General features: G+C 42.7%; 33 protein-coding genes and 1 tRNA gene. 20 read left to right on the top strand and 14 right to left on the bottom strand.

Annotation, left to right across the window (positions count from 1 at the left end):
- The first annotated feature begins 222 nt into the window (after positions 1–222).
- From HY805_02735 to HY805_02690, 10 genes are read left to right on the top strand one after another with little or no spacing between them, the layout of a single operon-like run.
- Positions 223–678, top strand: a complete 456-nt coding sequence (locus tag HY805_02735) for a ribosome maturation factor RimP (protein ID MBI4823132.1) — start codon at positions 223–225, stop codon at positions 676–678.
- A complete protein-coding gene (gene nusA, locus HY805_02730; protein MBI4823131.1) occupies positions 675–1,796 on the top strand; it encodes a transcription termination/antitermination protein NusA in 1,122 nt (373 codons plus the stop codon). Before HY805_02735 ends, nusA begins: the two co-directional genes overlap by 4 nt.
- Complete coding sequence (gene recG / locus HY805_02725) at positions 1,789–3,888, top strand: ATP-dependent DNA helicase RecG (protein MBI4823130.1); 2,100 nt, start codon at positions 1,789–1,791, stop codon at positions 3,886–3,888. Before nusA ends, recG begins: the two co-directional genes overlap by 8 nt.
- Positions 3,889–3,927: 39 nt before the next feature.
- Positions 3,928–4,239: a hypothetical protein gene (locus HY805_02720; GenBank protein MBI4823129.1), complete on the top strand. Its 312-nt coding sequence runs from the start codon at positions 3,928–3,930 to the stop codon at positions 4,237–4,239.
- Positions 4,240–5,013 carry a prepilin peptidase gene (locus HY805_02715; GenBank protein ID MBI4823128.1) on the top strand — a complete coding sequence of 258 codons (774 nt, stop codon included), beginning with the start codon at positions 4,240–4,242 and terminating at the stop codon, positions 5,011–5,013. It begins immediately after the preceding gene.
- A complete protein-coding gene (locus HY805_02710) occupies positions 5,000–6,229 on the top strand; it encodes a PAS domain-containing protein (protein MBI4823127.1) in 1,230 nt (409 codons plus the stop codon). The genes HY805_02715 and HY805_02710 overlap by 14 nt, the downstream gene beginning before the upstream one ends.
- Before the next feature lie 27 nt (positions 6,230–6,256).
- Positions 6,257–7,138, top strand: coding sequence for a UTP--glucose-1-phosphate uridylyltransferase GalU (gene galU, locus HY805_02705; GenBank protein ID MBI4823126.1), 882 nt, complete (start codon positions 6,257–6,259; stop codon positions 7,136–7,138).
- 5 nt (positions 7,139–7,143) lie between these two features.
- The gene (lon, locus tag HY805_02700; protein ID MBI4823125.1) at positions 7,144–9,501 is read left to right on the top strand and encodes an endopeptidase La; all 2,358 of its coding nucleotides are present in this window, start codon (positions 7,144–7,146) and stop codon (positions 9,499–9,501) included.
- 7 nt (positions 9,502–9,508) lie between these two features.
- Entirely contained in the window at positions 9,509–10,516 is a 1,008-nt protein-coding gene (gene thiL / locus HY805_02695) for a thiamine-phosphate kinase (protein MBI4823124.1), read from the top strand.
- A complete protein-coding gene (locus HY805_02690) occupies positions 10,500–10,937 on the top strand; it encodes a DUF2062 domain-containing protein (GenBank protein ID MBI4823123.1) in 438 nt (145 codons plus the stop codon). Before thiL ends, HY805_02690 begins: the two co-directional genes overlap by 17 nt.
- 23 nt (positions 10,938–10,960) lie before the next feature.
- On the opposite strand, the gene HY805_02685 is transcribed toward HY805_02690, so the two are convergent.
- From HY805_02685 to HY805_02660, 6 genes are all read right to left on the bottom strand, one after another.
- On the bottom strand, positions 10,961–11,161 hold the full coding sequence (locus HY805_02685; protein MBI4823122.1) for a hypothetical protein: 201 nt from the start codon (positions 11,159–11,161) through the stop codon (positions 10,961–10,963).
- A gap of 1 nt (position 11,162) precedes the next feature.
- Positions 11,163–11,348 (bottom strand): hypothetical protein, encoded by a 186-nt coding sequence (locus HY805_02680; GenBank protein ID MBI4823121.1) that lies wholly within the window; start codon positions 11,346–11,348, stop codon positions 11,163–11,165.
- A gap of 55 nt (positions 11,349–11,403) precedes the next feature.
- Entirely contained in the window at positions 11,404–11,604 is a 201-nt protein-coding gene (locus HY805_02675; GenBank protein MBI4823120.1) for a hypothetical protein, read from the bottom strand.
- 39 nt (positions 11,605–11,643) lie between these two features.
- Positions 11,644–12,576: a 50S ribosome-binding GTPase gene (locus tag HY805_02670; GenBank protein ID MBI4823119.1), complete on the bottom strand. Its 933-nt coding sequence runs from the start codon at positions 12,574–12,576 to the stop codon at positions 11,644–11,646.
- Positions 12,577–12,609: 33 nt separating this feature from the next.
- A tRNA-Ala gene (locus HY805_02665) sits at positions 12,610–12,682 on the bottom strand.
- 246 nt (positions 12,683–12,928) lie between these two features.
- On the bottom strand, positions 12,929–13,228 hold the full coding sequence (locus HY805_02660) for a hypothetical protein (protein MBI4823118.1): 300 nt from the start codon (positions 13,226–13,228) through the stop codon (positions 12,929–12,931).
- Between the two features lie 449 nt (positions 13,229–13,677).
- Here HY805_02660 and HY805_02655 point away from each other — a divergent pair, with 449 nt between their 5' ends.
- The 3 genes from HY805_02655 to tsaE all read left to right on the top strand — a co-directional run bounded on the left by HY805_02655 (position 13,678) and on the right by tsaE (position 15,033).
- Positions 13,678–13,827, top strand: a complete 150-nt coding sequence (locus HY805_02655; protein MBI4823117.1) for a hypothetical protein — start codon at positions 13,678–13,680, stop codon at positions 13,825–13,827.
- A gap of 97 nt (positions 13,828–13,924) precedes the next feature.
- The gene (gene pgeF / locus HY805_02650) at positions 13,925–14,605 is read left to right on the top strand and encodes a peptidoglycan editing factor PgeF (GenBank protein ID MBI4823116.1); all 681 of its coding nucleotides are present in this window, start codon (positions 13,925–13,927) and stop codon (positions 14,603–14,605) included.
- Positions 14,602–15,033 (top strand): tRNA (adenosine(37)-N6)-threonylcarbamoyltransferase complex ATPase subunit type 1 TsaE, encoded by a 432-nt coding sequence (gene tsaE / locus HY805_02645; protein MBI4823115.1) that lies wholly within the window; start codon positions 14,602–14,604, stop codon positions 15,031–15,033. The genes pgeF and tsaE overlap by 4 nt, the downstream gene beginning before the upstream one ends.
- On the opposite strand, the gene HY805_02640 is transcribed toward tsaE, so the two are convergent.
- On the bottom strand, positions 15,030–16,367 hold the full coding sequence (locus tag HY805_02640; GenBank protein ID MBI4823114.1) for a glucose-6-phosphate isomerase: 1,338 nt from the start codon (positions 16,365–16,367) through the stop codon (positions 15,030–15,032). The genes tsaE and HY805_02640 overlap by 4 nt on opposite strands.
- A gap of 184 nt (positions 16,368–16,551) precedes the next feature.
- On the opposite strand from HY805_02640, the gene HY805_02635 reads away from it, so the two are divergent.
- A complete protein-coding gene (locus HY805_02635; GenBank protein ID MBI4823113.1) occupies positions 16,552–16,869 on the top strand; it encodes an AbrB/MazE/SpoVT family DNA-binding domain-containing protein in 318 nt (105 codons plus the stop codon).
- Here HY805_02635 and HY805_02630 read toward each other — a convergent pair.
- Positions 16,866–17,141 (bottom strand): cytotoxin, encoded by a 276-nt coding sequence (locus HY805_02630; GenBank protein ID MBI4823112.1) that lies wholly within the window; start codon positions 17,139–17,141, stop codon positions 16,866–16,868. The genes HY805_02635 and HY805_02630 overlap by 4 nt on opposite strands.
- A 219-nt stretch (positions 17,142–17,360) precedes the next feature.
- Between HY805_02630 and HY805_02625 the strand changes: the two genes are divergently transcribed.
- Positions 17,361–17,681, top strand: coding sequence for a cupin domain-containing protein (locus HY805_02625; GenBank protein MBI4823111.1), 321 nt, complete (start codon positions 17,361–17,363; stop codon positions 17,679–17,681).
- Positions 17,682–17,700: 19 nt separating this feature from the next.
- Here HY805_02625 and HY805_02620 read toward each other — a convergent pair whose 3' ends face one another.
- Positions 17,701–18,903 (bottom strand): threonine ammonia-lyase, encoded by a 1,203-nt coding sequence (locus HY805_02620; protein ID MBI4823110.1) that lies wholly within the window; start codon positions 18,901–18,903, stop codon positions 17,701–17,703.
- 216 nt (positions 18,904–19,119) lie between these two features.
- Between HY805_02620 and HY805_02615 the strand changes: the two genes are divergently transcribed.
- The 5 genes from HY805_02615 (at position 19,120) to HY805_02595 (ending at position 20,929) form a co-directional block, all read left to right on the top strand.
- Positions 19,120–19,254 carry a type II toxin-antitoxin system HicA family toxin gene (locus tag HY805_02615; protein ID MBI4823109.1) on the top strand — a complete coding sequence of 45 codons (135 nt, stop codon included), beginning with the start codon at positions 19,120–19,122 and terminating at the stop codon, positions 19,252–19,254.
- A complete protein-coding gene (locus HY805_02610; GenBank protein MBI4823108.1) occupies positions 19,247–19,456 on the top strand; it encodes a type II toxin-antitoxin system HicB family antitoxin in 210 nt (69 codons plus the stop codon). Before HY805_02615 ends, HY805_02610 begins: the two co-directional genes overlap by 8 nt.
- A 34-nt stretch (positions 19,457–19,490) precedes the next feature.
- Positions 19,491–20,162 carry an HNH endonuclease gene (locus HY805_02605; protein ID MBI4823107.1) on the top strand — a complete coding sequence of 224 codons (672 nt, stop codon included), beginning with the start codon at positions 19,491–19,493 and terminating at the stop codon, positions 20,160–20,162.
- Positions 20,163–20,366: 204 nt separating this feature from the next.
- Positions 20,367–20,615: an AbrB/MazE/SpoVT family DNA-binding domain-containing protein gene (locus HY805_02600; GenBank protein MBI4823106.1), complete on the top strand. Its 249-nt coding sequence runs from the start codon at positions 20,367–20,369 to the stop codon at positions 20,613–20,615.
- The gene (locus tag HY805_02595) at positions 20,606–20,929 is read left to right on the top strand and encodes a type II toxin-antitoxin system PemK/MazF family toxin (GenBank protein MBI4823105.1); all 324 of its coding nucleotides are present in this window, start codon (positions 20,606–20,608) and stop codon (positions 20,927–20,929) included. The genes HY805_02600 and HY805_02595 overlap by 10 nt, the downstream gene beginning before the upstream one ends.
- A gap of 109 nt (positions 20,930–21,038) precedes the next feature.
- Here HY805_02595 and HY805_02590 read toward each other — a convergent pair whose 3' ends face one another.
- Genes HY805_02590 through argF form a run of 5 tightly spaced genes read right to left on the bottom strand, consistent with a single transcriptional unit; the run spans position 21,039 to position 25,055 of the window.
- Positions 21,039–21,389, bottom strand: a complete 351-nt coding sequence (locus HY805_02590) for an ATP synthase subunit I (GenBank protein MBI4823104.1) — start codon at positions 21,387–21,389, stop codon at positions 21,039–21,041.
- Positions 21,364–21,618, bottom strand: coding sequence for an AtpZ/AtpI family protein (locus HY805_02585; GenBank protein ID MBI4823103.1), 255 nt, complete (start codon positions 21,616–21,618; stop codon positions 21,364–21,366). The genes HY805_02590 and HY805_02585 overlap by 26 nt, the downstream gene beginning before the upstream one ends.
- 16 nt (positions 21,619–21,634) lie before the next feature.
- The gene (locus tag HY805_02580; GenBank protein MBI4823102.1) at positions 21,635–23,290 is read right to left on the bottom strand and encodes a ribonuclease J; all 1,656 of its coding nucleotides are present in this window, start codon (positions 23,288–23,290) and stop codon (positions 21,635–21,637) included.
- 3 nt (positions 23,291–23,293) lie between these two features.
- Positions 23,294–24,100 (bottom strand): DUF4124 domain-containing protein, encoded by an 807-nt coding sequence (locus tag HY805_02575; GenBank protein MBI4823101.1) that lies wholly within the window; start codon positions 24,098–24,100, stop codon positions 23,294–23,296.
- Between the two features lie 46 nt (positions 24,101–24,146).
- A complete protein-coding gene (argF, locus tag HY805_02570) occupies positions 24,147–25,055 on the bottom strand; it encodes an ornithine carbamoyltransferase (GenBank protein MBI4823100.1) in 909 nt (302 codons plus the stop codon).
- Between the last annotated feature and the right edge of the window lie 11 nt (positions 25,056–25,066).

Raw genomic sequence — 25,066 nt, 5'->3', positions numbered from 1 at the left:
TGCTTTAATAATGTTCAAAGCATTGAGAGGATTGTTTATGCGGTGCTGAGCCGATTGAACGAGCAATGGGGAAAACACCCCTTAAAGGAATTTACACAAAATGATTGACACTACCTCCCCCATACACAGGCTTGCATTTATCTTTTGGAACTGTTAAGCTTTATAAGGTTTTTCAGGTGGATTTTTCAGAAGTGGGGTTTTCCCACTTTTTTTTATTTTGATATGTCATGGATTGAAGACAGGATAAATGAGATGGCAAAAGAGGTTGCTACTTCGCAGGGCCTTGCTCTGGAAGAGGTCAGGCTTATGCGGAAAGGAAAAAAGATGCTTCTCAGGGTCACAATAGACAAGCCCGGTGGAGTCACACTCGATGACTGCGAAAGGATGAGCAGGGAGCTTGAGGCACTCATGGATGTCGAAGACCCGATTAAGGGGACCTACACATTAGAGGTTTCCTCTCCGGGACTTGACAGGCCGATTAGAAAGCCCGAGGACTTTAGAAAACATATTGGAAAACTTATAAGGCTCGTGACCCTTAAGAAGATTGACAACCAGAGTTTTTTTATAGGAAGAATCCTCTCTGTGGGCGAGGACTCTCTTAGTCTTATAGTGGCTGAAAAACAGGTTACCATACCCTTCGATGATATATCGAGTGCAAGACTCGAGGTAGAGCTATGACAAAGGAGCTTTTACATCTAATCGAGCAGATGGCAAAGGAAAAGGGCATCAGTAAAGAGGTGCTATTTTCTGCCTTAGAGTCGGCACTTCTTTCTGCGGCAAGGAAAAAATATGGAGGCAGAATGAATATTAGCCTTCAAATAGATAGGACGACCTCTAACATCTCTCTGTATGAGACTAAAAAGATAGTCGAGAAGGCATCTAACTTAGATGAGGAGATTTCCCTCGAGGATGCAAAGAAACTGAGTCCTGATAAAGGTATAGGAGAGGAGATAAACATCCCGTTAAGTATTCAGGATTTTGGCAGAATTGCGGCACAGACTGCAAAACAGGTTATATTCCAGAGGGTAAGGGAGGCAGAGCGTGAAGTAATATATACCGAGTTTAAGGGCAAGGTAGGCACAATTATAAGCGGGACTGTGCTTAGAAAAGAAAAGGGCTGTTATTTTGTAAGCATAGGCAAGGCAGAGGCTGTTTTGCCTATAAAGGACGCCCTGCCCGGAGAGTTGCCTAAAAGAGGAGATACCATAAGGGCATATATAGAGGATATACAGCTCACATCGAGAGGCCCGCTCATACATATAACGAGAACAAACCCTGATTTCATAAAGGGGCTTTTCAGGATGGAGGTGCCTGAGATTAGCGAGGGACTCGTTAACATCAAGGATGTTGTCAGAGAACCAGGAGAAAGGACAAAGATAGCTGTTTCTTCAAACAGCCCCTCGGTAGACCCTGTGGGTGCTTGTGTTGGGATGAAGGGCACGAGGGTTCAGTCGATTGTCAGGGAGCTGAAAGGCGAAAGAATAGATATTATCCCGTGGACAGATGACACGAGAATGCTTATTGCGAGGGCATTAAGTCCAGCCACTATTGACAAGGTTGGCGTTAACGAGGAGGAGAAATCCGCAATGGTTGTTGTCTCAGACCAACAGCTTTCTATTGCCATTGGAAGGAAAGGACAGAATGTCAGGCTGGCAATGAAGCTCACTGGCTGGGACATAGACATATTGAGCGAATCGGAATACTCAAAGATGAAGGTAGAGGAAGCAGACAGAACCCTTGAAGATGCCCTGAGAGAAAAGGCAAAGAGAAAACCACCATCCAAAAAAGATGGTTAAAGACTTATCCGAACTGAATGTCCAGTACATAAAAGGCGTTGGCCCTCAAAGGGCAAAACTTCTAAACAGGCTCGGAACGAAAACAGTCCATGACCTGCTCTATTACCTTCCATATAGATACGAAGACAGAAGAAATATCAAGCCCATCAGAGACATAACCGTAGGATTCCTCTCATCTGGCATTCAGACCGTTTCAGGCAGGGTCATAAGGGCTGACATTAAGCGCATCTCAGGCAGACTTGAGATATTAGAGCTTACAGTGTCAGATGGAAGCGGATTTATCGTGGGTAAGTGGTTCAATCAGAGGTTTCTTAAAAAAAAGTTTACCTTAGGAATTGATGTTGTCTTATCAGGCACCGTGAAATATCCATATCGTGGCAGATGCTTTGAAATGGAAAACCCTGAGTATGAGCTAATAGGAGATGATACGGATGCCCTGATTCATACTGGTAGGCTTGTGCCTGTCTACAGTGTAACCGAGGGGGTGAGCTCAAGACAGCTCAGAAGTATAATATATAATGTCCTCAAAAGCCATCTAAATGACATCCAAGACCCTATCCCTCAAGAGATTCTTAAAAGAAATAAACTCATCGGGCTTAAAAGTGCAATAATGGGCTGTCATTTTCCAGAAGACGAACTTGATGTCTCTCTGCTTAACCAATGGCAGAGCGAGCCTCAAAAGAGGCTTATCTTTGATGAGCTGTTTATGCTCCAGTCAGGGCTTGCCATTTTAAGAAGAGGACGACTGCATGGCAAAGGGATTGCATTCGATTCAAAAGGGACGCTTATGGAAAGGCTGAGGCAGACATTGCCTTTTAGACTCACTGAGGAGCAGGGAAAGGCACTCGGTGAGATACTTAACGATATGAAAAGCCCTTATCAAATGAACAGGCTCCTTCAGGGAGATGTAGGATGTGGAAAGACCATTGTGGCAGTTATGGCAATGCTCTTTGCAGTGGAGGCAGGGTATCAGGCAGGAATAATGGCACCAACCGAGATTCTTGCCGAACAGCACTATATAAACATCCACGGTATGCTTGAGTCGCTGGGCTTGAGGGTCTGTCTTGTTACAAGTAGTGTCAAGAAAAAGCCTCTCGATGACATAGCCAAAGGCAGGGTGAATATCGTTATCGGCACACATGCCCTGATAGAGGAGACCTTAAGGTTCGAAAGACTCGGACTTATAGTAATAGATGAACAGCACAGGTTTGGCGTAAGACAGAGGGCAGGTCTAAGGAGAAAGTCTCAAGAAGCCCCTGATGTCTTAGTAATGACTGCAACCCCAATTCCAAGGACATTAGCCATGACCCTCTATGGAGACCTCGATTACTCTCGGATAGATGATCTTCCGCCAGGCAGAAAGCCAGTGGTAACCCGACTCGTTATGTCCGGAGATAAAAAACAGGTATATGAGGAAATCTTAAAAGAGGTAAGGCAGGCAGGGCAGGTCTATGTGGTTTACCCTGTCATAGAGGAATCCGAAAAAACTGCCCTGAAATCGGCAATCATAGGACAGGAAACCCTGAAAAAGATATTTCCGTCTTTGAGGGTCTCGCTTATCCATGGAAAGATGAAGCCTTTTGAGAGGGAATCCATCATGACCGAATTTAAAAAAGGTAAAATCGACATACTCGTAAGCACAACCGTGATAGAGGTTGGAGTGGATGTGCCAAATGCCTCCTTGATGGTTGTGGTGCATTCCGAGAGATTCGGTCTAAGCCAACTTCATCAGTTAAGAGGAAGAGTGGGAAGAGGAGGCAAACAATCCCGATGCCTTCTTCTGGCGTATGGAGATTTAAGCGAGGTGGCAAGAAGAAGGCTCGATGCTATGGTCAAAACAACGGATGGCTTTAGGATTGCAGAGGAAGACCTTGAGATAAGAGGCCCCGGAGAACTCTTTGGCACGAAGCAGTCAGGCATCCCAGACCTCAGAATCGCAAGTCTCCTAAGGGATGCAAGTCTCCTTGAGATTGCAAGAAAAGAGGCTTTCGCTATTATCGAGGAAGAGCCACTTCTTCAAAGCCACTTACTTCTTAAGTCAGGGCTTAAAAGATTCTGGGAAGGAAGGATCGAACTTTTTAAGACTGCATAGACTCCTTAATGGTAATATATTATGCTGTAGGAGGATGCCATGTTTGAAAAGATAAGGGATAACTTCGTTTCGGGCATTGAGAGGCTCAAATGGTTTGCAACCATTTTTTCAGAAAGGGTAAGGGTCGAGGTCTCGGTCTTAAGGCTTATGAACGAGCACCGCGTAGTAGAATCGAAAATGAACGATGCCCTAAAAGCACTGGGTATGAGGGTCTTTGAGCTGAGAAATCAGGAGGGAGTAGACATGCTGAAAGATGGAAAAATCAAGGATGCTCTGAAGGATATAGAAAAGCTCAATAAAGACATGGAGGAACTCACGCATAGAGTATCCGAGGTTCAAAGCGAAAAATAAATGGCTATTTATATTATTGCAGGTGTGTTTGGATTAGTTGTTGGCTCTTTCCTTAATGTATGCGTTTACAGGATTCCAAGAAGGCTCTCAATAGTAAGCCCATCCTCGAGATGTCCCTCATGCGGTCAGCCCATAAGTCCGTTGGACAATATCCCGATTATAAGCTATGTGCTCTTAGGAGGCAGGTGCAGGCACTGTAGAGCCAAAATCTCTCTAAGGTATCCGCTCATAGAGGCACTTAATGGTATCCTTTATATGAGCCTCGTATATCGCTTTGGCATAGGCTGGCACACGCCAATTTATCTTGCCTTTCTGTCTTCCTTAATAGTAATCACATTTATAGATTTGGATTTTCAGATAATACCAAATGGCATTACCCTTACAGGCATCCCGATTGGTCTTATTGCAGGCAGTCTACTCCTTCCTGACCCTTTCATAAGGGCAGAGATGTTAGGCTTTAAGACCTCCATAATAGGTGCATTCAGTGGGTTTTCGCTTTTTTATCTTACTGCTTTCTTAAGTAGAGGCGGTATGGGCGGAGGCGATATAAAGATGATGGCTATGGTAGGTGCGCTCATGGGCTGGAAATCTGTGCTTACTACGACATTCATTGGAAGCCTATTTGGCTCTTTGGTGGGATTGTTCCTCATGATATTCAAAGGCAAAGGAAGAAAAACCAAAATCCCCTTTGGTCCATTTCTTGCTCTGGGTGCAGTAATAACCCTTTTCTGGGGTCAGGAACTACTCAGGTTGTATATGTATGGATGGCTCTAAGGGCTTTTTAATATATCTACTGCTTTTTTCTTTATTTATCTTATTCGTACTGCTTGTAGTCCTGTTTGTTCTCAGGGCGTATTTCAGAGCACAGAAGAAAGCCCTGAAAGCCCAGCGCACATCAGAGATGGGCTTTGTGCTCGATACATTTCATGGGCTTGTTTCTACATTAAAAGATAAGGGACAGGGGCTTGAGGTATTAAGAAGGCTGGCTGAGGAAAGGGCAGTGATAGTTGAAGGTTATAACGAGAACATCCTCGAGAGCGTTCCAAGCGGAGTTATAAGTCTGGATGAGACAATGAAGATAACCAAGATAAACTCGGCAGGTCAGAGAATCCTTGCAATAAACAGGGAGGATGTCATTGGAAGGGACCTAAAAGAGACAACATTGGGTCAGCTATCCCGACTCTTAGACAGAGATATCGAAAGGGGGCAGACACAATATGTTACAGAAAGGGGTAAAAGGCTCTACCTTGGTTTTTCCCTCACACCTCTTTTAAATGCAAAAGGAAAGCCTATTGGAAAACTTTTTGTATTCACCGACCTTACCGAGCTTAAGGCACTTGAGGCTCAGGCAGAGCTCAGGAAAAGATTATCGAGCTTAGGAGAGATGGCCGCAGGCATTGCACATGAGCTCAGAAACCCAATGGGTGTTATAGCAGGATATACAAAGCTCCTCGAAAGGCAGGTAGAAGGCTCCCTCAAAAAAACAGTGGATGCTATATCGAAAGAGGTCTCTTTAATGGATACTATCATAAATGAATTCCTCTCCTTTGCAAAGCCCGGGGAGCTTAATATTTCAGAGGTAAATCTTAGAAATATTATATCTGCCTCCACGGAAAGCATTCTACTTAAAAACCCAAACATTTTGCTCTCTAATGAGGTTAGTAGTGACATAACCATTAAAGGAGACGAGATCCTTCTTAAGCAGGCATGCACTAACCTTATACAGAACTCCATCGAGGCAAAGGGAGAAACAATCAGGTTTTCCGCAATCCATGAGCCTGACAGCGTTGCCATAACCGTCTCTGATACAGGACACGGCATTCCGCCTGCAATAAGGGATAAAATATTCCTTCCTTTCTATACGACTAAGGAAAAAGGCACAGGACTGGGGCTTGCCATAGTGCATAGAATCATATCCTTGCATGGTGGCTCTATAGAGGTGATTGACAGCCCACAAGGTGCTTCATTCAGGATAAAACTGCCTGATTAAGCCCTCTTATGGTAAAATAAAAAAATCATGGAGAGGACTACGATAAGAAAGGCAATACTTCCAGCCGCAGGTCTTGGCACAAGGTTTCTGCCTGCTACAAAGGCATCTCCTAAAGAGATGTTGCCTATTGTCGACAAGCCAATGATACAGTATGCAGTGGAAGAGGCACTTTCCTGCGGTATAGAGGAGTTCCTCATTATTACAGGAAAGCATAAAAGGGCAATAGAGGACCACTTCGATTCTGCATTCGAGCTTGAGGAAAACCTAAAGAAGTTAGGCAAGAGAAAACTCCTCGAAGAGATAAACAAGCTGAGCCATATAAATTTCGCATACATCAGGCAAAAAGCCACACTCGGACTGGGACATGCTATACTTACTGCAAAGCCATTTGTAAAGGATGAGCCTTTTGCTGTTCTTTTAAGCGATGATATTATTCCTGCTGAAGAGAGGCTTTTGTCGGAGATGCTCAGGCTCTATGAGAGCGTGAGATGCTCGATTTTATGCATTATGAAGGTTCATAGGTCAGAGGTCAGTAGATATGGTATAGTAGATGCTCTGAAAGAAAGCAGTGGCTTATACAGGATTAACGACCTTGTGGAGAAACCATCTCCTGAAGAAGCACCCTCGGAACTTGCAATTATCGGAAGATATGTGCTTACTCCGGATATATTCGAGATGCTCGAAAAGTCGGGACCAGGAAAAGGCGGCGAGATTCAGCTTACCGATGCCCTGAGGATGCTACTTAAGAAAAAGCCCATATACGGGTTCCTTTACAAAGGTAAAAGATATGATGCAGGCGACAAGCTTGGCTTCCTCATGGCAACCGTTGAGATGGCTATTGAAAACCTGGAGGTCTCAAACGGGTTTAAGGATTTTATAATAAAGACAGCATCGAGGTTGAAAAAATGAAGTATATGCCTGAGATAGAAAAGGAAGAAAAAGAGCCTGAGATACCAGATACTATGCCTGTGCTTCCTATAAGGGACATAGTCGTATTCCCCTACATGATATTACCTCTTTTTGTAGGCAGAGAAGGCTCCATAAAGGCAATTGACAGTGCCCTGAGCACCAACAGAATGATGATGCTCCTTACACAGAGGGATATGACAGTGGAATCCCCAACTCCTGAGGACCTTTATGGCACAGGCGTGGTTGGTCTTGTAATGAGGATGCTTAAGCTTCCCGATGGAAGGGTAAAAATCCTTGTTCAGGGCATTTCCAAGGCAAAGGTCATTGACTATTCCCAGAGAGAACCGTTCTATGTCGCCTCTATAGAAAAAGTAACAGAAGAGCCCTCTCCTACAGTAACTATAGAGCTTGAAGCACTCATAAGGAATGTAAAGGAACTGCTTGACAAGGCAGTGTCCTTAGGAAAACAAATCCTGCCTGACATAATGGTAGTCATAGAGAACCTCGATGAGCCGGGCAAGTTAGCAGACCTCGTGGCATCCAACATAGGCCTTAAGACAGAGCTTGCACAGGAGGTCTTAGAGATAACAGACCCGGTCAAAAGGCTCAAAAAGATTAGCGATGTCTTAGGAAGAGAGGTAGAGCTTCTTACAGTACAACAGAAAATCCAGTCCGAGGCAAGAGGAGAGATAGATAAAACTCAAAGGGAGTATTTCCTGCGGGAACAGCTTAAGGCAATACAGAAAGAGCTTGGCGAAATAGACGACAGGGCAGAGGAAATCAGGGAGCTTAAGAAAAAAATAGACGATGCAAAAATGCCTGAGAAGGTTATGAAGGAGGCCGAAAAACAGCTAAAAAGGCTTCAGAAGATGCACCCTGACAGCGCAGAGGCCGCAACCGTTCGGACATACCTTGACTGGATGGTCGAGCTTCCGTGGTCTAAATTCACAAAGGATATACTTGACATAAAGTCCGCTGAAAAGGTTCTCAACAAAGACCACTATAACCTCGAAAAGGTAAAGGAGCGAATACTTGAATACTTAAGCGTGAGGAAGCTTAAGGAGAAGATGAAAGGCCCAATCCTGTGTTTTATAGGTCCACCTGGTGTTGGAAAGACATCCTTAGGGAAATCCATTGCGAGGGCATTGGGAAGGGAATTCGTAAGGATGTCCTTAGGAGGCGTAAGGGACGAGGCTGAAATCAGAGGCCATAGGAGAACCTATGTCGGAGCCCTTCCCGGAAGAATCATACAGGGCATAAAGCAGGCAGGCACAAACAACCCTATCTTTATGCTCGATGAGATAGACAAGATTGGAACGGACTTCAGGGGAGACCCATCATCGGCACTCCTTGAGGTACTTGACCCGGAGCAGAATAACACATTCGCAGACCATTACCTCACAGTGCCATTTGACCTGTCAAATGTCATGTTCATTACAACGGGAAATTTAATTGACACTATACCCAGCCCCCTTAGGGACAGGATGGAGATAATATACCTTTCAGGCTATACAGCAGAGGAGAAAACAGGTATTGCAAAGAACTTCCTGATTCCAAAACAGCTTGAAGAGCATGGAATCTCAAAAAAGATATTGACTATCTCTGCCCCTGCCCTTTCACTGATAATCTCACAGTACACAAGGGAGGCAGGCGTGAGAAACCTCGAAAGGGAAATAGCCAATCTCTGTAGAAAAGTAGCAAGGATGATTGCAGAGGGCAAAAAGAAAAAGTTTGTCATAACCCAGAAAAACCTGAGCAGATTCTTAGGTGTTCCAAAATACCTGCCTGAAGAAGAGATGGTTAAAGACGAGGTTGGTGTTTCAACTGGCCTTGCATGGACCGAAGCAGGCGGAGATATAATCTATGTAGAAGCCACGACTATGAAAGGCAAAGGCAGTCTCACCCTTACAGGACAGCTTGGCGATATAATGAAGGAATCGGCACATGCCGCATTAAGCTATGTGAGGTCGCGTTCAAAAAGCCTCGGCATAAAAGACGAGGTATTCTCAAAGACAGACATACATATACATGTGCCAGCAGGTGCTACTCCAAAGGATGGCCCATCAGCAGGCATTACAATGGCAGTCTCCATTGCCTCTGCCCTTACTGGTAAAGCAGTCAAAAGAAGCATTGCCATGACAGGAGAGGTGACATTAAGAGGAAGGATACTTCCAATCGGAGGTCTTAAGGAAAAGGCACTTGCCGCAAAAAGGATGGGTATCAAGAAAGTAATCATACCTGCCAAAAACAAAAAAGACCTCGAGGACCTTCCAAAATATGTGAAGAAGGATATGAAGTTCCTGTTAGTCGAGACAATGGACGATGTCCTTAAGCATGCCTTGAAAGCCAAAAAGGGTCTGTGACCCCCTCATGAGGCTTTCTCAGATAGGAGAGCTCACCCTTCTTGCCGAGATAAGAAAAAGGTTTTCAAAAAGGGAAAAGTCAATAATAGTTGGCATTGGAGATGACGGAGCAGTCATTGAGCCGAGCAGATTTCTGAGGGGGCAGTGCCCCCTCGTTGCTACAACCGATATGATGGTAGAGGGTGTGCATTTTAGCCTTTCCTTTGCCACACCGTTTCAGATAGGCTTTAAGCTTATCTCAGTCAATGTAAGCGATATATATGCCATGGGAGCCACACCACATTATGCCCTTCTTAATGTAAGCCTAAAATCCGACACAGACATCTCTAATCTTTACAGTTTTCTCGATGGCATAGACAATGCCCTTAAACTTTACAAGGTCTCCCTCGTAGGAGGAGATTTATCATCGTCTCCAAATGGCATGACGGTTTCAGCCACCCTCATTGGCTCTGTCAGAAAACCCCTTATGAGAAAGGGCGCAAGGGTGGGCAACAAGATTTATGTTACAGGCACGCTCGGGGATTCGGCAGGAGGTCTTTATCTTCTTAAAAAGATTAAAAGACCCATTGTTCTTCATAGACCACTTAATACACCACTTAGATGGGATATAATGAGACCCCTTCTTGAAAGACATCTCATGCCTTTTGTTAGAGACCCAAAGAGTTTCCTTAAAAGCCATGCGACTTCCATGATAGACATCAGCGATGGCCTTCTTATAGACCTTATAAGGCTTTGCGATGAAAGCAAGGTAGGTGCAAGGATATATGAAGATAAAATCCCTATTTCAAATGAGCTAAAATCAGCCTGCATCTACCTCGGACTTAATCCCCTTCAGCTTGCCCTTAAAGGAGGAGAGGACTACGAGCTTCTTTTTTCTGCACCCTTTAGCAGAAAGATAAATGCAGTGTGTATAGGAGAGATAACAAGAAAGGAGCGCATAATCATAGACAGTAAAGGTAAGGAATTGCCGATTAAACCAGAGGGCTATAAGCACTTTAATGAAACTAAGGGATAAACTAAGAGGCTTATTAAGCATTAAAGACAGCCCTCACAAGGTTGCCATGTCGTTTGCAGTTGGTGTTTTCTTTGGCATATCGCCCCTGATTGGCTTACATACGATACTTGCCTTGATTTCAGCATGGCTTTTCAGGCTCAACAGGCTTGCCACAATCGTAGGCGTCTATATCACAAACCCATGGAGCATCATCCCCATATATACATTCTGCACATGGGTCGGAGCATTGCTCATTGGAACGGATAGGGTAATTCCAAACATAGACTGGAGCCACATAACACTAAGCAGTCTTGTCAGTGAGCTTAAGTTCCTTCTTTTGCCATTTGTCATAGGCACAATAGTGGTTGGAGTTGTCTCATCGGTGTTGAGCTATTTTATTATTAAAAAGGCAATTGAGAAGAATAGGGGAAAACAAGTTTAGAATACAAGTTGAAATCGCAGTTTTTACGAATCAATATGCTCTTGTGTTTCCCTTGCATGAACCTCAAGATGACTAAGCCGTGCTGAAAGCTCACCAAGGATTTCATCCTCCTGTGTCTCAGAGATTCCAGGAGTTTCCAACTGGTTAAGAAGACTTAATATGATAAGACACTCATCTTTGAGTTCTTTCAGTAAGGTCTCCGAAAGCTTGTTTTTCGTTAACATCTCACCCCTCCAACTTCTGCATGGCTTTTTTAATTTGGTTTTCAAAAGCCGCAATTTCTTTTCCCCAGTGGGCTATGCAGCCTTCATCGGGAAAGGATATTTGCCTTTCTTCTTTTATTTTCACCTTATGCTCTTCAATTTGTCTTTTCAGGCTTTCTATCTTCCTCCGCAGTCTCTTCCCCTTCATATACCTTGTCAATTATAACATAGCAATTTTGTATTTACACTGCCTTATTCCTCGCTCATATCCTCTTCAGCTTTAGGCACACGGGGCAGCGGTGTATAAAGAATGTATCCTTCGCAGTAGAGCCTGCCAGTATCATTCCTGCGATATTAGCTGGAAGCACTGCCTCACTGCCTGACCATATTGCCAATGCACCGAGAGCAAATAACACAAAAGTTATCCATTTAGTTCTAATTGCCGCAGTCCGACTTAATGTCAAGGACTCCCCCTAAGAAATGTGCCTAATAAAATATTTATCCTAAACATGAAACTCCACAACATCCTTGTCCTTAAGAACGAATGTCTTAAGGACCCTCTGACCCTGAAACCTCGATGAGCCCCATACACAGGCATACCTCAGATTCACAAAGTCCTTATGTATTGCCTCTGCAAGCTCAAGGACAGTAGTGCCCTCTGGCACTGTAAAGGGCACATTAAGGTCAGGTGGCTTGCCCGGCTCTTTTGAATATACCCTTATAATGCCAGATGCCTTAAATATCATGCCTTTTAGCTTCTCAAGCCCTTCCTTTGTCTTTGTTGACACAAAGGCAAGGGGAAAGATGCCATTGTATTTACTCCTGAGTAAGTCTTCCGAGTGTTTTTCTGCAATGTCTTTTTTATTCCCAATAAGTATGGTCTTTTCAGGGCCCTTTATGACCTTCCACCTCAAAAGCTCCTCTATGAGCTCTTCTGCCTTGTCATCATGGGTAAGGTCAACTACAAGGAGCAGTATGTCTGCATTTCTCATTATGGCTGATACCCAGCCGTCAGTTGCAGGATTGCCTATTGGCGGAAGGTCAACAACCTGAAACTGTATGTCCTCAAAAGGCATCATTCCCGAAAGAGGCATGACTGTAGTCATGGGATAATCTGCGATTTGAGGCCTTGCATTCGTTAGTGCCTGTAGAAGAGATGATTTCCCTGAATTAGCGAAACCTACAAGCACTGCCTGTCCTGCACCTTCTTTTTCAACTGAGTATAGGTCGCCCTTTCCGCCTTTTTTTCTTTTGATTGCTTCATCTTTAAGCTTTGAAAGCCTTCTTCTCAAGTCAGCTCTTAGCTTGTCAGTGCCCTTATGCTTTGGAACCGTGGCAATAAGTGCCTCTAAAGCAGAAATCTTCTCAGAAGGGCTTTGAGCCTCTTTAAAGGCTTTTTCTGCCTCAAAATACTCAGGCGGAAGATTAGCAGGCATGATCTAATATAACATGATTGTTAGGGCATAAAGTGGAGCTGAAGGGTTTCGAACCCTCGACCTCTTGAATGCCATTCAAGCGCTCTCCCAACTGAGCTACAGCCCCAATATCTATATAAAATAACACATCTACCGAATAAAAAACCTCTATCGGCATTTCTATGTAGCAGAAATTCCCTTGACAGCAAAAAGGCGCATTTATAAATACAACTGGAAACCCGGGGGGTTATTTACATGGATTGGCAGGTGATATATCTGCAAAAGAGAAAGGCTATCACTCACTTTTAGCAGGTGATATTATAGAGGCTATACCAGAGTGCGTTTTGTAAGGTTAAGGAGAGTGAGATTTAGATCAGTCCTTGCGGATTAAGCCTGCACCATCAAGCCTTTTATAGTTTAAAAACAGCGCACCTTTTACTATTAGATTCTCTGCGGTGAAAGCAGTGCCTTTAGGGTTTTCAAAGACTGCTCCTATGCATTCAAGATTACCACCTATATTAGCACCCAGAAGACGAACCTCTCCTTTTGCTTTTACTTTTCTTAAAAACATACCTCCTTTAACAGTAAGCCCATCTGCAATGAAAGAGGCAATATGGCTTTCATTAAAATTCAGACTCTTTGTTTCTGCATACCGCAATATGACATCTTCCATAGAGCATCTAAACAATCCAAAGATAAAAGGCAGGTTGAGTGACTGAAAATCAAGTATTCCTTCAATCTTTGCACCTGTGATTTGAATGCCTTTATTTGAGATAGAGGCTTTGGCATTTTGATTGGTGCATAACCAGTGTAGAAGCTCAGCCCTGATTTTAATTTCTCAGGCAGAGATTCTATGAGATTAGACATAGTAAAGGATTATAACAGAAATCCTTTGAGACCCTGAAATAAATTCAGAGGCAAAGACAGAATGAGATTCTGAAACGAGTTCAGAATGACAGTTTAAAACGGATGGATTCCTGACAAGCAGGAATGACGGGATGTGGAAATGGACATAGTGAAACATTTCAGGTGAAACATTTCAGGTGAAATACTTCATCTTGACTGCTTCATCCCCTTTTGATTTAAGCTATGACAGGCGACATATGAGCAAAAAGATTTCTGATGAAAAAGGCTGAGTGCAAGGCTATTGCCTCTGCAATACTCATGGATAAGGCAAGGCTTATCGAGGCTGATGAAAAAGGCGGCAATTTGAACAAAATGAAAAAGATTGAACGCTCTAACGATAAAAATGAAGATAATTCAAGCACTTAGGGAATTGAACTTGAACCTATAAAAAAGGGAGATGGCAACGATTTTTTTGATGATATAAAAGTGCATCAGAAAACACACTCTTAAGGTAAAATAGTTTATGCCGATTGACTATATCATATATCCTGAGATATTTGGTAAAGGTGTTAAGGCATTCTTTACAGGCAAATCCCCGGGTGCCCATATAGGAAGGATTGCCGAGATTGCCTCTGTCAGCAAAGATAATATTTATTTTCCAAAACAACTCCACACAGGCAAAGTAATTGAGCTAAAGATGGATATGACACCACAGGTAGCCGATGCAGTAATAACAGGAAGAAAAGATGTGCTTATTGGCATTCAGACCGCAGACTGTGTGCCAATACTCATCTATAGTAGAGACAGTAATCTAATTGCAGCTGTTCATGCAGGCTGGAGAGGAACTGTAAAGGGCATACTAAAGAAAACCCTGAGGAAGATGCTTAATTCCTCTAAATCCGACAATATCCTCATGGCAATTGGCCCTGCCATAAGAGGGTGCTGTTATAAGGTTGGATTGGATGTCCTTCAAGCCGTCATAAAGGAAACAGGTAAGGGAGACTATTATACTCAGAGAAATGGTGCGAATCGTCTTGATTTATCATATGCTAATATGTATCAGGCAATGTCTATGGGAATCTCTAAGGAAAACATCTGGATGTCCGATGAGTGCACATATTGCTCATCCGAAAGGTTTTACTCTTATAGAAAGACCAAAGGCACTACGGGAAGACAGGGCGGATTTATAGGGATTCGGAGTTGAAGGTCGTAAGTAATAAAGAAGGAGATACGAAAAACATCGGTAGAAGGCTTGGAAAACTTCTTAAATCAGGAGATACCGTATGCCTTTACGGAGAGTTAGGCTCTGGAAAAACAACATTCATAAAAGGCATAGGAACTGCCATTGGAATACCTGAAAGAGAGATTTCAAGCTCGAGCTTTATCATAGTAGGAGAGCATAAAGCAAAGGATATGCCCTTTTATCACATTGACCTCTACAGACTTGAAAACGCAAAAGACATAGAAGAAACAGGCATCTATGAACTCATCGGAGGAAACGGTATAGCTGTCATAGAGTGGGCAGAGAAACTCTCCCATGTAGAGGATGTAATAAAGGTATCCATAAAGATTCTTTCAAAGGAAAAAAGAGAGATTCTCATAAGCGGAATAGATGAAAAGAAACTCCTTTAGACCTCCCAGCAAGACTTTCTCTGTCTTTGAGCCTCGACCTCTTTCTTTTTTGTTTCAAACCCCTTTTTTCCCATCATGCCGTAAGTGAAGTTTTTACCCTCCTCGACAGCAGGCTGGTCAAAGGGGTTTATGCCATAAAGGAGACCTGTAAATGTAGTGGCAATCTCAAAGAAATAAAAAAGCTGTCCTAAGTAATAGGCATTTATGGCAGGAAGTGTGAGTGTCATATTCGGCTTTCCTGCCTTTTGAAGGCAGAGCTCTGTGGATTCCTCTTCTGCATTCATAAGCAGAGATAGGCTTTTACCTCCGAGATAGCCTGTTTCAGTGTCCTTGAAGATATTGGGAATCCTTATGTCTTTACCATGCTCTAAGACCTTTATGAATATGATGACCTTGTCCTCTGGTCCTTGCATCCATAGCTGAAGCTGTGAGTGCTGGTCAGTTACACCTAAAGATGGATAAGGGGTAAGTCCGATGCCCTGCTTTCCAAGGCTTTCTGCCCAGAGCTGTGAAAACCATTCGGAAACATTCTTGAGCCTGTCCGAATAAGGCATGAGGACATTTATCCTTCTGCCTTTAACCTTGTCCATGAGATAAAGCAAAACACCAAATAAATAGGCAGGGTTTTCCCATAACTCATGGGTGGAGCATCTGTCCTTCATCTCCCTTGCACCTCTTAGAAGCTCATCCGATGAGCCTGCTGAAATGACCTCTGTGAGGAGCAAACCAACAGGGCTTAAAACAGAATACCTTCCGCCAACTTGATGAGGGATATGAAGGGTCTCGAACCCCTTCTTAGATGCTATCTTTTTCAGGCTTCCTTTCTCAGGGTCTGTGGTTGCTATAAAGTTTTTCTCATAGCCTTTTAGTTTTTCAAAAAGAATCATGAAAGATGCCATTGTCTCAGAGGTCGAGCCAGACTTGGTTATGACATTCACTGTGGTTTTTTTAAGGTCTATAACCGACAGGATGTTATGAAGCGTTATTGGGTCTACATTATCGTAAATAAAAACCCTTGGGGTTTTCCTGAGGTTATGCATTGGACTTAATGCCTCGAGGATGCATTTTGGACCTAATGCAGAGCCACCTATACCTAAAATGAGGAAGGCATCGGAGGACTCTGTAATCTTAGTAGAAAGCTTTTTAATCCCGATACTTCGAGATGTGTCCTCATCTATAAGGTCGATAAATCCAAGACCCGCCCTTTCCCTCGAGATTATCTCTTTATGAGCAGAAAGGGCTCTGTCTTTTATATCCTCTATTTGTCTTTCGGATAATCCTTTTTCACCCATAATCTCAGACATCATATTGCCAATATTAAGAGTTATCATCATGCCTCCTTTTTATCATACAAGCAATCTCGTATTTCCCATATTTGCCTTTCCCCTTGTCATTCCTCGGTCTCTGACCAAGCCTATACCTTATATCATATGTATTCGGAAATTGTCTATATGAAACAGTTCAAGTGAAGCATTTCATCTTCTTGACATCATATGTTTAAAAGTGTAATATAAACATATGGCTACTGTAGTAAAGATAAGTCCTGGGGGTCAGGTAAGGGTCCCAAAGAAGGTCATGGAGAAACTGAAAATCTCAGCAGGAGATTATCTGGACTTTGATTTTGTGGAAGGCAGTGTCGTTGTTAAGGCAAAAAAGCTCATAGATGCTGACCAAGCATGGTTCTGGGAAAAGGAATGGCAGGAGGCTGAAAGGGAAGCAGAAGAAGACATCAAAAAAGGCAGGCTCTCAAAGGTCTTTACATCCGCAGAGGAAGGAATTGCTTATCTAAGAAAACGACGGAAAGAGCTTAAAAAGGCAAAAAGAAAAAGCGGTTAAACCTTCTTTCTCTCTAAAATAGAGTGCTTGCCTATGTTCCTAAAGATGAGCACTCCGTCCTTATCTATCTGAAAAGTAAAACGATAATCCATTGTCAACGATGCCTCCCATATATCAGGGTTTTTGGTACCTGCTATTTTCTTTGCCCTGAAAGATGGATGAAATATGTCTTCAAGGAACAATCCTAATTTCTTTTCAAAGAGTCGGGCAATATCAGCAGGCAGGTCAGTTAGTGATTTCTCGAAGCGACGAGTAAGTATGTATTTACGCATATTTTAGCCTAACACGGATTTTAGAATCATTTCAACAATAGTTGTGTCAAAATGACACAACTATTTTCAAGGTGTTATGCGCCTTACGCTGGGTTCCCTGTTTCGCAGGAATGACGAAAAAAAGGGAAGTTAGCGGTATTTTTCAGCAGTCTCAAAATATAATTTAAAACAGTGTCAAGCCCCTTGTTTTCTGTTATCCTTTCTTAAAAGGAGGTTTTTATGGAAGTCCTTGACCTCAAAAAACTGATTAAGTTTTATCCTGACAGGATTTTTCGGGAGATGCTTTCAGATAAGCCTGAGATGCGGATTGCCCTTATGTGTTTGGAAAAAGGGCAGAGGCTTGAGCCTCATAAAGCACCTTTAAGGCTGCTTATGTACTGCGTTAGCGGAAAAGGGACATTTATTGTAGGAGATGAGACAATTGAGGCTGAGGAGAAGACCTGCATACTCTGTGAGCCAATGGTGCATCATGGCTTTATGGCAGACAAGGGTGAGAGGCTTGTTGTCATGGCAGTGGTAACGCCTGTTGAGGAATCATAGATAGAGTTTTTCGACAGCCTCAAATTTCAACTGCACTTATCCCTTTTGATTTAAGGGCAGATATAATCTTATCGAGATGCTCTTTGTTTTTAAGCTCTACTGTGAACTGAACCTTTGTCTTTCCAATAGGGATATCTCCTGAAAGCCTGTTATGAATGACATTCAGGATATTGCCTCTTTCTGCTGAGATAATGCCTGTAACTGCATGAAGAGAGCCGGGTGTGTCGCTGATAACTACCTCGAAAATCCCGATTCTTCTGCTTTCGATAAGCCCTCTATGGATTATCCTGTCTATAAGTGTAAAATCTATATTACCTCCGCTTATAAGTAAGACGATGCGTTTCCCCTTAAACCTGTTGCCATCTTCGAGACAGTAGGCAAGTGGCACCGCACCTGCTCCTTCGACAACGAGCTTTTTTCTTTCAAGGAAAAGAAGTATTGCCTTTGCTATCGAGCCCTCATGGACAAAGACCATGTCATCTACAAACCTCTGCATAATCTTAAGCGGTAGTTTTCCTACCCTTCCTACTGCTATTCCATCTGCCAATGTTGGAAGAGGAACACTCTCTATGAGTTTCTTTTTCCTGAATGAGCTTAGTGCAGATGTTGCGGACTCTGTTTGAATGCCTATAACCAATGTGTGAGGCAAAATGGACTTGAGGGCTACTGCAACCCCTGAGATGAGTCCTCCTCCTCCTACTGGCACTAACGCAAAATCTATGTTATCCATCTCATCCGATATCTCTATGCCAATACTTCCCTGACCTGAGATTATATCTTCGTCATCATAGGGATGAATGAAGGTGTAGTCTTTTTGTGCATTTGCATAACTAAGGGCATCTTTAAGGTTTTCTCCATAAAGAACGACCTCTGCACCGTATGACCTTACAGCCTCTTCCTTTACGATGGATACACCTTTTGGCATAACTACCTTTGCTTTGACTCCGACTGTAGATGCCGCATAAGCAACACCCTGTGCATGGTTTCCCATAGAGGCAGTTATAACACCCTTCAGTGTTTTTTTTGCACCCTTTGCAATTCCTATAATCTTATTGAATGCACCCCTTACCTTAAAAGAGCCTGTTCTCTGGAGGTTTTCACATTTAAGATAAACATCTGCGCCAAGCCTTTTGCTTAAGGAATCCGAGTATATAAGTGGGGTCTTATATATATAAGGCTTTATGGCTTGACTGGCGGATTTAATATCGGACAGTGTTAGCATAAAGGGATTATATCACAGGTAGTAGCAATCTCTTTATCTCCTGCCTTAACCCTCTCTGATTCCACCCTTTCAAAAATCGTTGCCATCTCCTTTTTTTATAGGTTCAAGTTCAATTCCCTAAGTGCTTGAATTATCTTCATTTTGTTCAAATAAGCTGTTTTGTCATCCGTAGCATCAGCCTTGAACCTCAGCCTGCGCCTGCTTAAGATAATGGCAATGAGCAAACATGAAAAGCTTCTGCTTAAAATTCTGCGTGGAACTGCCGATGCAAATATTCATTTTGATGAGCTCTGCGATTTGCTGAAAAACCTTGGATTTGAAATGCGGGTTAGAGGAGATATTAATGTATAAGTATGAGATTATAATTTATTGGAGTAAAGAAGATGAGGCTTTTATAGCAGAGGTGCCTGAGCTTCCGGGATGTATGGCACATGGAGAGACTCCGGAAGATGCATTAAAAAATGCCAAAGAAGCAATTCAATTATGGCTTGATACAGCCAGAGAGTTTGGAGACCCTGTTCCTGAGCCAAAAGGGCGATTAACCTTTGCATAAAATAAGACAGTAAGGGGTCTGCTTAAGATAAACTATGAAATTTGAACTAGAAGAATATCATCGCAATACTTCAGACGAAGAACTAATCGCCGATTTAAAACGTGTAGCGAATGATTTGGAAAAAAGTCCAACAATTGACGAATATAATGAGCGTGGAACTTATTACAGCACGACATTATCGCGGCGGTTCGGCGGTAGTTGGTTTAAAGCCCTTGAAAATGCAGGTTTGAGCAGAACAAGAAGTCAACTTAACATTCCCGAAGAAGAACTTTTTCAAAATTTGGAGGAAGTTTGGATAAAGCTGGGACGACAACCACGATATGACGAATTTCACAAACCACTCTCAAAATATAGTGCCGGAACTTACGGATATCGCTTTGGTACCTGGCGAGAAGCATTAGAAAAGTTCGTCGCTTATATTAATAACGAAGAAAATATTTCATCTGAAGAAGCAATTCAAAAATTAGAAATAGAACCATCTACAAAGCACAAAACTAAACGAAAAATAAATTGGCGTCTACGTTTTATTGTGATGAGGCGGGATAATTTTAGATGTAAGAAATGCGGAGGGTCACCGGCGACCGACCCGAAAATAGTTCTTCAGGTTGACCATAAAACAGCTTGGGCAAATGGTGGCGAAACAGTACTTGAAAATTTGGAAACGCTTTGTTCAAGATGTAATATCGGTAAAAGCAATTTGGAATAAAATCTATGGACAATTTAGAAAAATATCTCAAATACTATTTTAGAAAAAGAAAAAAAGGGGACGGTTGTACATGCTCAGTAATTAGGTAACTTTTTTAACGGAGTGATGTAATCCCTACTTCCCATATTTCCCCTTGAAATGTCTGTATTGCTTTCATCTCAGTAATTACATTATAATTACATATATCTTTTTGGAGGTTTAAACATGAAGACAAATATCGTGCCTGTAGGAAATTCAAGGGGCATAAGGATACCCAAGGTAATGCTTAAGGAATGCAATATTGAAGACAAAGTGGAGATGGAAAGAGAGGGGAGAAGGCTTATAATAATGCCTGTAAGGTCCTATCCGCGTCAGGGATGGGAGAAGGCTTTCAGTAGGATGCACAAAAAAAGGGAAGATGCCCTTTTGCTTGATGAAGGGGTTGAGGAGCTGGAGGCCCTTGAGTGGAAATAAGGCAGTATGAGGTTTATCTCATCTGTCTTGAGCCAACTATCGGACATGAAATAAAGAAAACCCGTCCCTGCGTTGTGATATCTCCTGATGAGATGAACAAACATATCCAGACAGTCATCATAGCGCCAATGACAACAAAATCCCATACATACCCTTCAAGGGTGAAAACTACATTTCAGGGCAAGGAAAGCTGGGTAGTGCTTGACCAGATTAGAACGGTTGACAAACAGAGGCTGGTTAAGAAACTTGGAGTTTTAAGCGGAAAGGCGATTCTTCAGATTAAAGACATTATAAGAGAGATGCTTGTAGATTGAAAGAACAAATAAAAGAACAATAGGGACAGGTACATTTTTAAGGGCACTAACTTTTAGAGGCAGAAATGGGCATGAAGAAAAGTAACTGGGGTTTGTGGGTCAGGAAGCTTTATTGCTCTTTTGAGATTCTAAGTCCCTCTTTAAGAAGAATTGCAAACACGATGCTAAATCCGATAAGTATTCCAAAAAGGTTTATGAGCCTTAATATTGCAAGCGAAGTGATAACAGAGGCAAGGATACTCAGCCTGATGATAGTCAGGAATATGAGCTTTGTTGTTGCCTTTTGAGTATGTAGAAGGCTTTCTATACCCCACGAAAGCACCTTGAGGTTTAAAATCCCTAAAAGCCCTCCTAAGATTATGCTTAAAGGAAGTTTCTTTGGCTCTATCAGTAAAGAGCCTATTGCAACGAAAAAAACCACAATGACTACCTGCTTATGGATTCTTTTTATTATCTCCATTTCCTTCCCTTGCCATTCTTATAAGGTCTTTGAAGCCTGTGATTATGCCTAAGATAAGAAATATTATCGTAAGATAAGGTGCTGTCTTACCCTTGAAGAGCTTATAGTCCAGTAACCAGCCAATCGCAAGACCAACGAATGTGGATATGACAAGGGTAAGCCCAACTGTGCTTGCCTTAAGGAGCTGTTTAAATAATGGTTTTTCAGGCTCTTTATTTTTTTCTTTCATTCAAGCAGTTCCTCTACTACACCTCAAATATAATCGGCAGAATCATGGGGCTTCTTTCCATGGTGTTGCGAATGTATTTTTTTAGCATGCTTCTTAGTTTTGCCTTTAGCAATGTGGAATCCGATATTACCTCTTTATCGAGCTCTTTAATCGTAATTAAGACTGCCTCTTTCACATTGTTTATTATCTCCTCAGAGACATCCTCGAATATAAAGCCCCTTGAGATTATGTCGGGCCCGGAGACTATCCTGCCTGTGAGTTTCTCTACTGCTATAAGTATAAGGACGATGCCGTCATGAGCAAGTCTTAGCCTATCCCTTAGTACCATCTCCCTTACATCGCCTAAGCCTTTTCCATCTATGTAGACCCTGCCTGAGTCCACCTTTCCGTTTTTTACTGCACCTTCTTTGGATATCTCAAGTATATCTCCGTTTTCAACTACAAAGATATTTTCTTTTGGAATCCCCTGTTTAAGGGCAAGATGGCAGTGATAAACAAGATGACGGTATTCGCCATGAACAGGCATAAAGTATCTTGGTTTTACGAGGTTAAGCATGAGCTTCAGTTCTTCTTTCGAGGCATGGCCCGATACATGGATTTCAGAGACCTTCTCATAGATGACATTTGCGCCTCTTCTGAAAAGATGATTTATAATCCTGCCAATGGAGCGCTCATTGCCGGGTATCATCTTTGCCGAAAGAATAACCGTATCTCCTTCTTTTATTTTTATGTGTTTGTGCTCGCCTGTTGCAATCCTCGAAAGAACGCTCATTGGCTCTCCCTGTGAGCCTGTCGTTATTATCACGACCTCATTGTCCTTGAGCTTTTTAAGGTCCTCGAGCCTGAGCCATGTGCCCTCAGGCATCTTAAGATAGCCCAAGTCCAGTGCAATCTGGGCATTAGAGACAATGCTTTTCCCGCAAAGAATCACCTTTTTCGAAAACATCAGGGCAACATCTATTGCCTGCTGAATTCTGTGTATGTTCGATGCGAATGTGGAGATTATTATCCTTCCCTCGGCACTCTGGAATATATCCTCAAAAGCCCTCCTGACTTCTTTTTCGGAGAATGTGAATCCACCCTTTTCTGCATTTGTGCTGTCTGAAAGCATAAGGAGCGTTCCTGTCTCTCCGTATTCTGAAAATTTATGAAAGTCAAGAAGTTCTCCGTCCACAGGTGTTGGGTCTATCTTGAAGTCTCCTGTATGAACAATCCTTCCAAACGGGGTCTGAATCCCCAGTGCAACTCCATCCACAATGCTATGGGTGACCCTTATGAATTCTACCGAGAATACGCCAAGGTTTACAGTGTCTCTGGGTCTTACGGGAATAAGTCTTCTGTTTTCCAATCCATGCTCTTTTAATTTTTCATAGACTAATCCCAATGTAAGGGCTGTGCCATAGACAGGCACATCTATCTCTCTCAAAAGGAATGGAAGTGCGCCTGTATGGTCTTCATGTCCATGGGTCAGTATTATAGCCCTTACCTTTTCCTTGTTTTTTATGATATAGGAGAAGTCCGGGATAACAAAGTCGACTCCAAGCATATCCTCCTCTGGAAACATAAGCCCGGCATCGACGACGAGCATGTCATCGAGATACTCGATGACTGTCATGTTGAGCCCTATCTCCTCAACGCCACCTAAGGGTATAACAGAAAGCAGGCTGGTCATTAGTTAGATTTTATCTTCAGGCTTATCCTCACCAAAGATGTCTTCTTCCATAGACTTCTCATCAAATGGACTGTCTTTAGGCTTATCCTCGGAGCCAAATAGGTCTTTTTCGGTCGATTTCTCGCCAAAGAGGTCTTCCTCTTCTGATTTCTCATCGAACGGACTGCCTTCGAGTGTTTCCTCCTCTTTTGACTGTTTGGTGATGCCTCTCCTTGAGAATGCCTCTTTAATCGAGCTTACCAATATCCATATCTGGGCAATCGGAATCAATGAAAGCCATGCCAGAGCCACACCGAGCTTTCTTGCAATAAGGAAAAGACCTAAAGAGCACAATATATATACAGAAAGGGAAACGGCTAAAATCAAGCCATATTTAGAAAAAATATCTTTTGCACCGGCAACGATTTTATTAATAACCTCGGAAATCTTTCCTTTTTCCACTAAAGAAGGCTGGATTGCCTTTGGCTCAACCGGCTTTGTCTCAGGCACATTTTTAACAGGAATTACTAACTGCTTTGAGGGTAGAGGCTTGTTTTGAATTTCCACCTTTGGTTGAGGTTTGGGCTTTAGTGCCTCTTTTACAGGCTCTTTTATTGGTTCTTTTATTGCAACTGGCTCGTCTTTGACTTTGACCTCAGGGAGCGGCTCAATCGGCTTTAGTTTTTCCTTCTTCTGTGTGGGGGCGGGATAGTCTGTTATATGCTCCTGCCCTTTTTCGTCAACCCATCTGTAGATTTCCGAAAAGCCATAAGTCACAAAAACTAATATAGCAACGACTGAAGCTATCAGCGTAAAATATTTCCTTTTCATAGGGTCTCCCTTAAGAGAAATTTTGCTAATTTTAGCATATCACCTATTACCTCAACAAGACTTCAAGCAGTGCCTTCTCGGTATGCAGTCTGTTTTCAGCCTGGTCAAAGACAACGCTTTGAGGGCCATCGATTATCTCATCCGTTATCTCCTCACCCCTATGTGCAGGAAGGCAGTGCATGACAATGACATCTTTTCTGGCGCAGGACAAAAGCATTGGGTTTATCTGGTAGTCCCTGAGCCTTCTGATTTTCTCCTGAGCATGAGCCTCCTCGCCCATACTAACCCAGACATCTGTGTAAAGCACATCTGCCCTGCCTGCTGCCTCTTTAGGGTCCCTCAGAACGATTATCTCGCTTTTTGCAGTTTCTCTTCCTCTTTCGAGCACATCGGGGTCAGGCTCGTAACCCTCTGGACAGGCTATAACCAGATTAATCCCTGTTTTAGAAGATGCCTCTATAAGGGAATTGGAAACATTGTTTCCATCTCCTACATAAGCTAACTTAATGCCCCTTAGTTTGCCTTTTTTCTCGAATATCGTCATAAGGTCTGCAAGTGCCTGACAGGGATGATGTAGGTTCGTAAGGGCATTTATAACTGGCACATCTGAGTGCTCTTTGAACTCTACAAGCCTCTGATGCTCGAATGTCCTTATGACGAGGGCATCGAGGTATCTCGAAAGGGATTTTGCAGTGTCCCTTATAGTTTCTCCTCTTCCAATCTGTATGTCTTTTGAATCCAAATAGATGGCATTGCCGCCAAGCTGGTAGATACCGACCTCAAAGGAGACCCTCGTCCGTGTGGAGGTCTTTTCGAACATAAGCCCGATACTTTTTCCAATAAGAGGGCATTTGTTTCTGTCCCTGCCTGCTTTTAGCTCCATAGCGCGGTTTATAAGAGCCTGTATCTCTTCAGTGGATAAATCCCATATGGTTAAAAAATCCCTTTTAGCCATCTTTTTTTAAA

This window comes from Nitrospirota bacterium (assembly GCA_016207905.1).
In the GTDB taxonomy this organism is placed as follows: Bacteria; Nitrospirota; Thermodesulfovibrionia; order Thermodesulfovibrionales; family JdFR-86; genus JACQZC01.
Note: the sequence above shows the minus strand (reverse complement) of the source record. Positions and strands in the feature narration are given on the sequence as shown.

Bases quoted from the DNA above. Each gene is read 5' to 3' on its own strand.
- HY805_02670 (MBI4823119.1), bottom strand. From the start codon at position 12,576: ATGCCTGCTAATCTTCCGCCTGAGTATTTTGAGGCAGAAAAAGCCTTT.
- HY805_02715 (MBI4823128.1), top strand. From the start codon at position 4,240: ATGGCTATTTATATTATTGCAGGTGTGTTTGGATTAGTTGTTGGCTCT.
- HY805_02590 (MBI4823104.1), bottom strand. From the start codon at position 21,389: ATGGAGATAATAAAAAGAATCCATAAGCAGGTAGTCATTGTGGTTTTT.
- galU (MBI4823126.1), top strand. From the start codon at position 6,257: ATGGAGAGGACTACGATAAGAAAGGCAATACTTCCAGCCGCAGGTCTT.
- HY805_02710 (MBI4823127.1), top strand. From the start codon at position 5,000: ATGGATGGCTCTAAGGGCTTTTTAATATATCTACTGCTTTTTTCTTTA.
- HY805_02615 (MBI4823109.1), top strand. From the start codon at position 19,120: ATGAGCAAACATGAAAAGCTTCTGCTTAAAATTCTGCGTGGAACTGCC.
- pgeF (MBI4823116.1), top strand. From the start codon at position 13,925: ATGCCGATTGACTATATCATATATCCTGAGATATTTGGTAAAGGTGTT.
- HY805_02690 (MBI4823123.1), top strand. From the start codon at position 10,500: ATGAAACTAAGGGATAAACTAAGAGGCTTATTAAGCATTAAAGACAGC.
- HY805_02655 (MBI4823117.1), top strand. From the start codon at position 13,678: ATGAAAAAGGCTGAGTGCAAGGCTATTGCCTCTGCAATACTCATGGAT.
- HY805_02575 (MBI4823101.1), bottom strand. From the start codon at position 24,100: ATGAAAAGGAAATATTTTACGCTGATAGCTTCAGTCGTTGCTATATTA.
- HY805_02585 (MBI4823103.1), bottom strand. From the start codon at position 21,618: ATGAAAGAAAAAAATAAAGAGCCTGAAAAACCATTATTTAAACAGCTC.
- lon (MBI4823125.1), top strand. From the start codon at position 7,144: ATGCCTGAGATAGAAAAGGAAGAAAAAGAGCCTGAGATACCAGATACT.
- thiL (MBI4823124.1), top strand. From the start codon at position 9,509: ATGAGGCTTTCTCAGATAGGAGAGCTCACCCTTCTTGCCGAGATAAGA.
- HY805_02635 (MBI4823113.1), top strand. From the start codon at position 16,552: ATGGCTACTGTAGTAAAGATAAGTCCTGGGGGTCAGGTAAGGGTCCCA.
- HY805_02640 (MBI4823114.1), bottom strand. From the start codon at position 16,367: ATGATGATAACTCTTAATATTGGCAATATGATGTCTGAGATTATGGGT.
- HY805_02660 (MBI4823118.1), bottom strand. From the start codon at position 13,228: ATGGAAGATGTCATATTGCGGTATGCAGAAACAAAGAGTCTGAATTTT.
- HY805_02680 (MBI4823121.1), bottom strand. From the start codon at position 11,348: ATGAAGGGGAAGAGACTGCGGAGGAAGATAGAAAGCCTGAAAAGACAA.
- nusA (MBI4823131.1), top strand. From the start codon at position 675: ATGACAAAGGAGCTTTTACATCTAATCGAGCAGATGGCAAAGGAAAAG.
- recG (MBI4823130.1), top strand. From the start codon at position 1,789: ATGGTTAAAGACTTATCCGAACTGAATGTCCAGTACATAAAAGGCGTT.
- HY805_02580 (MBI4823102.1), bottom strand. From the start codon at position 23,290: ATGACCAGCCTGCTTTCTGTTATACCCTTAGGTGGCGTTGAGGAGATA.
- argF (MBI4823100.1), bottom strand. From the start codon at position 25,055: ATGGCTAAAAGGGATTTTTTAACCATATGGGATTTATCCACTGAAGAG.
- HY805_02605 (MBI4823107.1), top strand. From the start codon at position 19,491: ATGAAATTTGAACTAGAAGAATATCATCGCAATACTTCAGACGAAGAA.
- HY805_02610 (MBI4823108.1), top strand. From the start codon at position 19,247: ATGTATAAGTATGAGATTATAATTTATTGGAGTAAAGAAGATGAGGCT.
- HY805_02625 (MBI4823111.1), top strand. From the start codon at position 17,361: ATGGAAGTCCTTGACCTCAAAAAACTGATTAAGTTTTATCCTGACAGG.
- HY805_02620 (MBI4823110.1), bottom strand. From the start codon at position 18,903: ATGCTAACACTGTCCGATATTAAATCCGCCAGTCAAGCCATAAAGCCT.
- HY805_02720 (MBI4823129.1), top strand. From the start codon at position 3,928: ATGTTTGAAAAGATAAGGGATAACTTCGTTTCGGGCATTGAGAGGCTC.
- HY805_02600 (MBI4823106.1), top strand. From the start codon at position 20,367: ATGAAGACAAATATCGTGCCTGTAGGAAATTCAAGGGGCATAAGGATA.
- HY805_02685 (MBI4823122.1), bottom strand. From the start codon at position 11,161: ATGTTAACGAAAAACAAGCTTTCGGAGACCTTACTGAAAGAACTCAAA.
- HY805_02735 (MBI4823132.1), top strand. From the start codon at position 223: ATGTCATGGATTGAAGACAGGATAAATGAGATGGCAAAAGAGGTTGCT.
- HY805_02630 (MBI4823112.1), bottom strand. From the start codon at position 17,141: ATGCGTAAATACATACTTACTCGTCGCTTCGAGAAATCACTAACTGAC.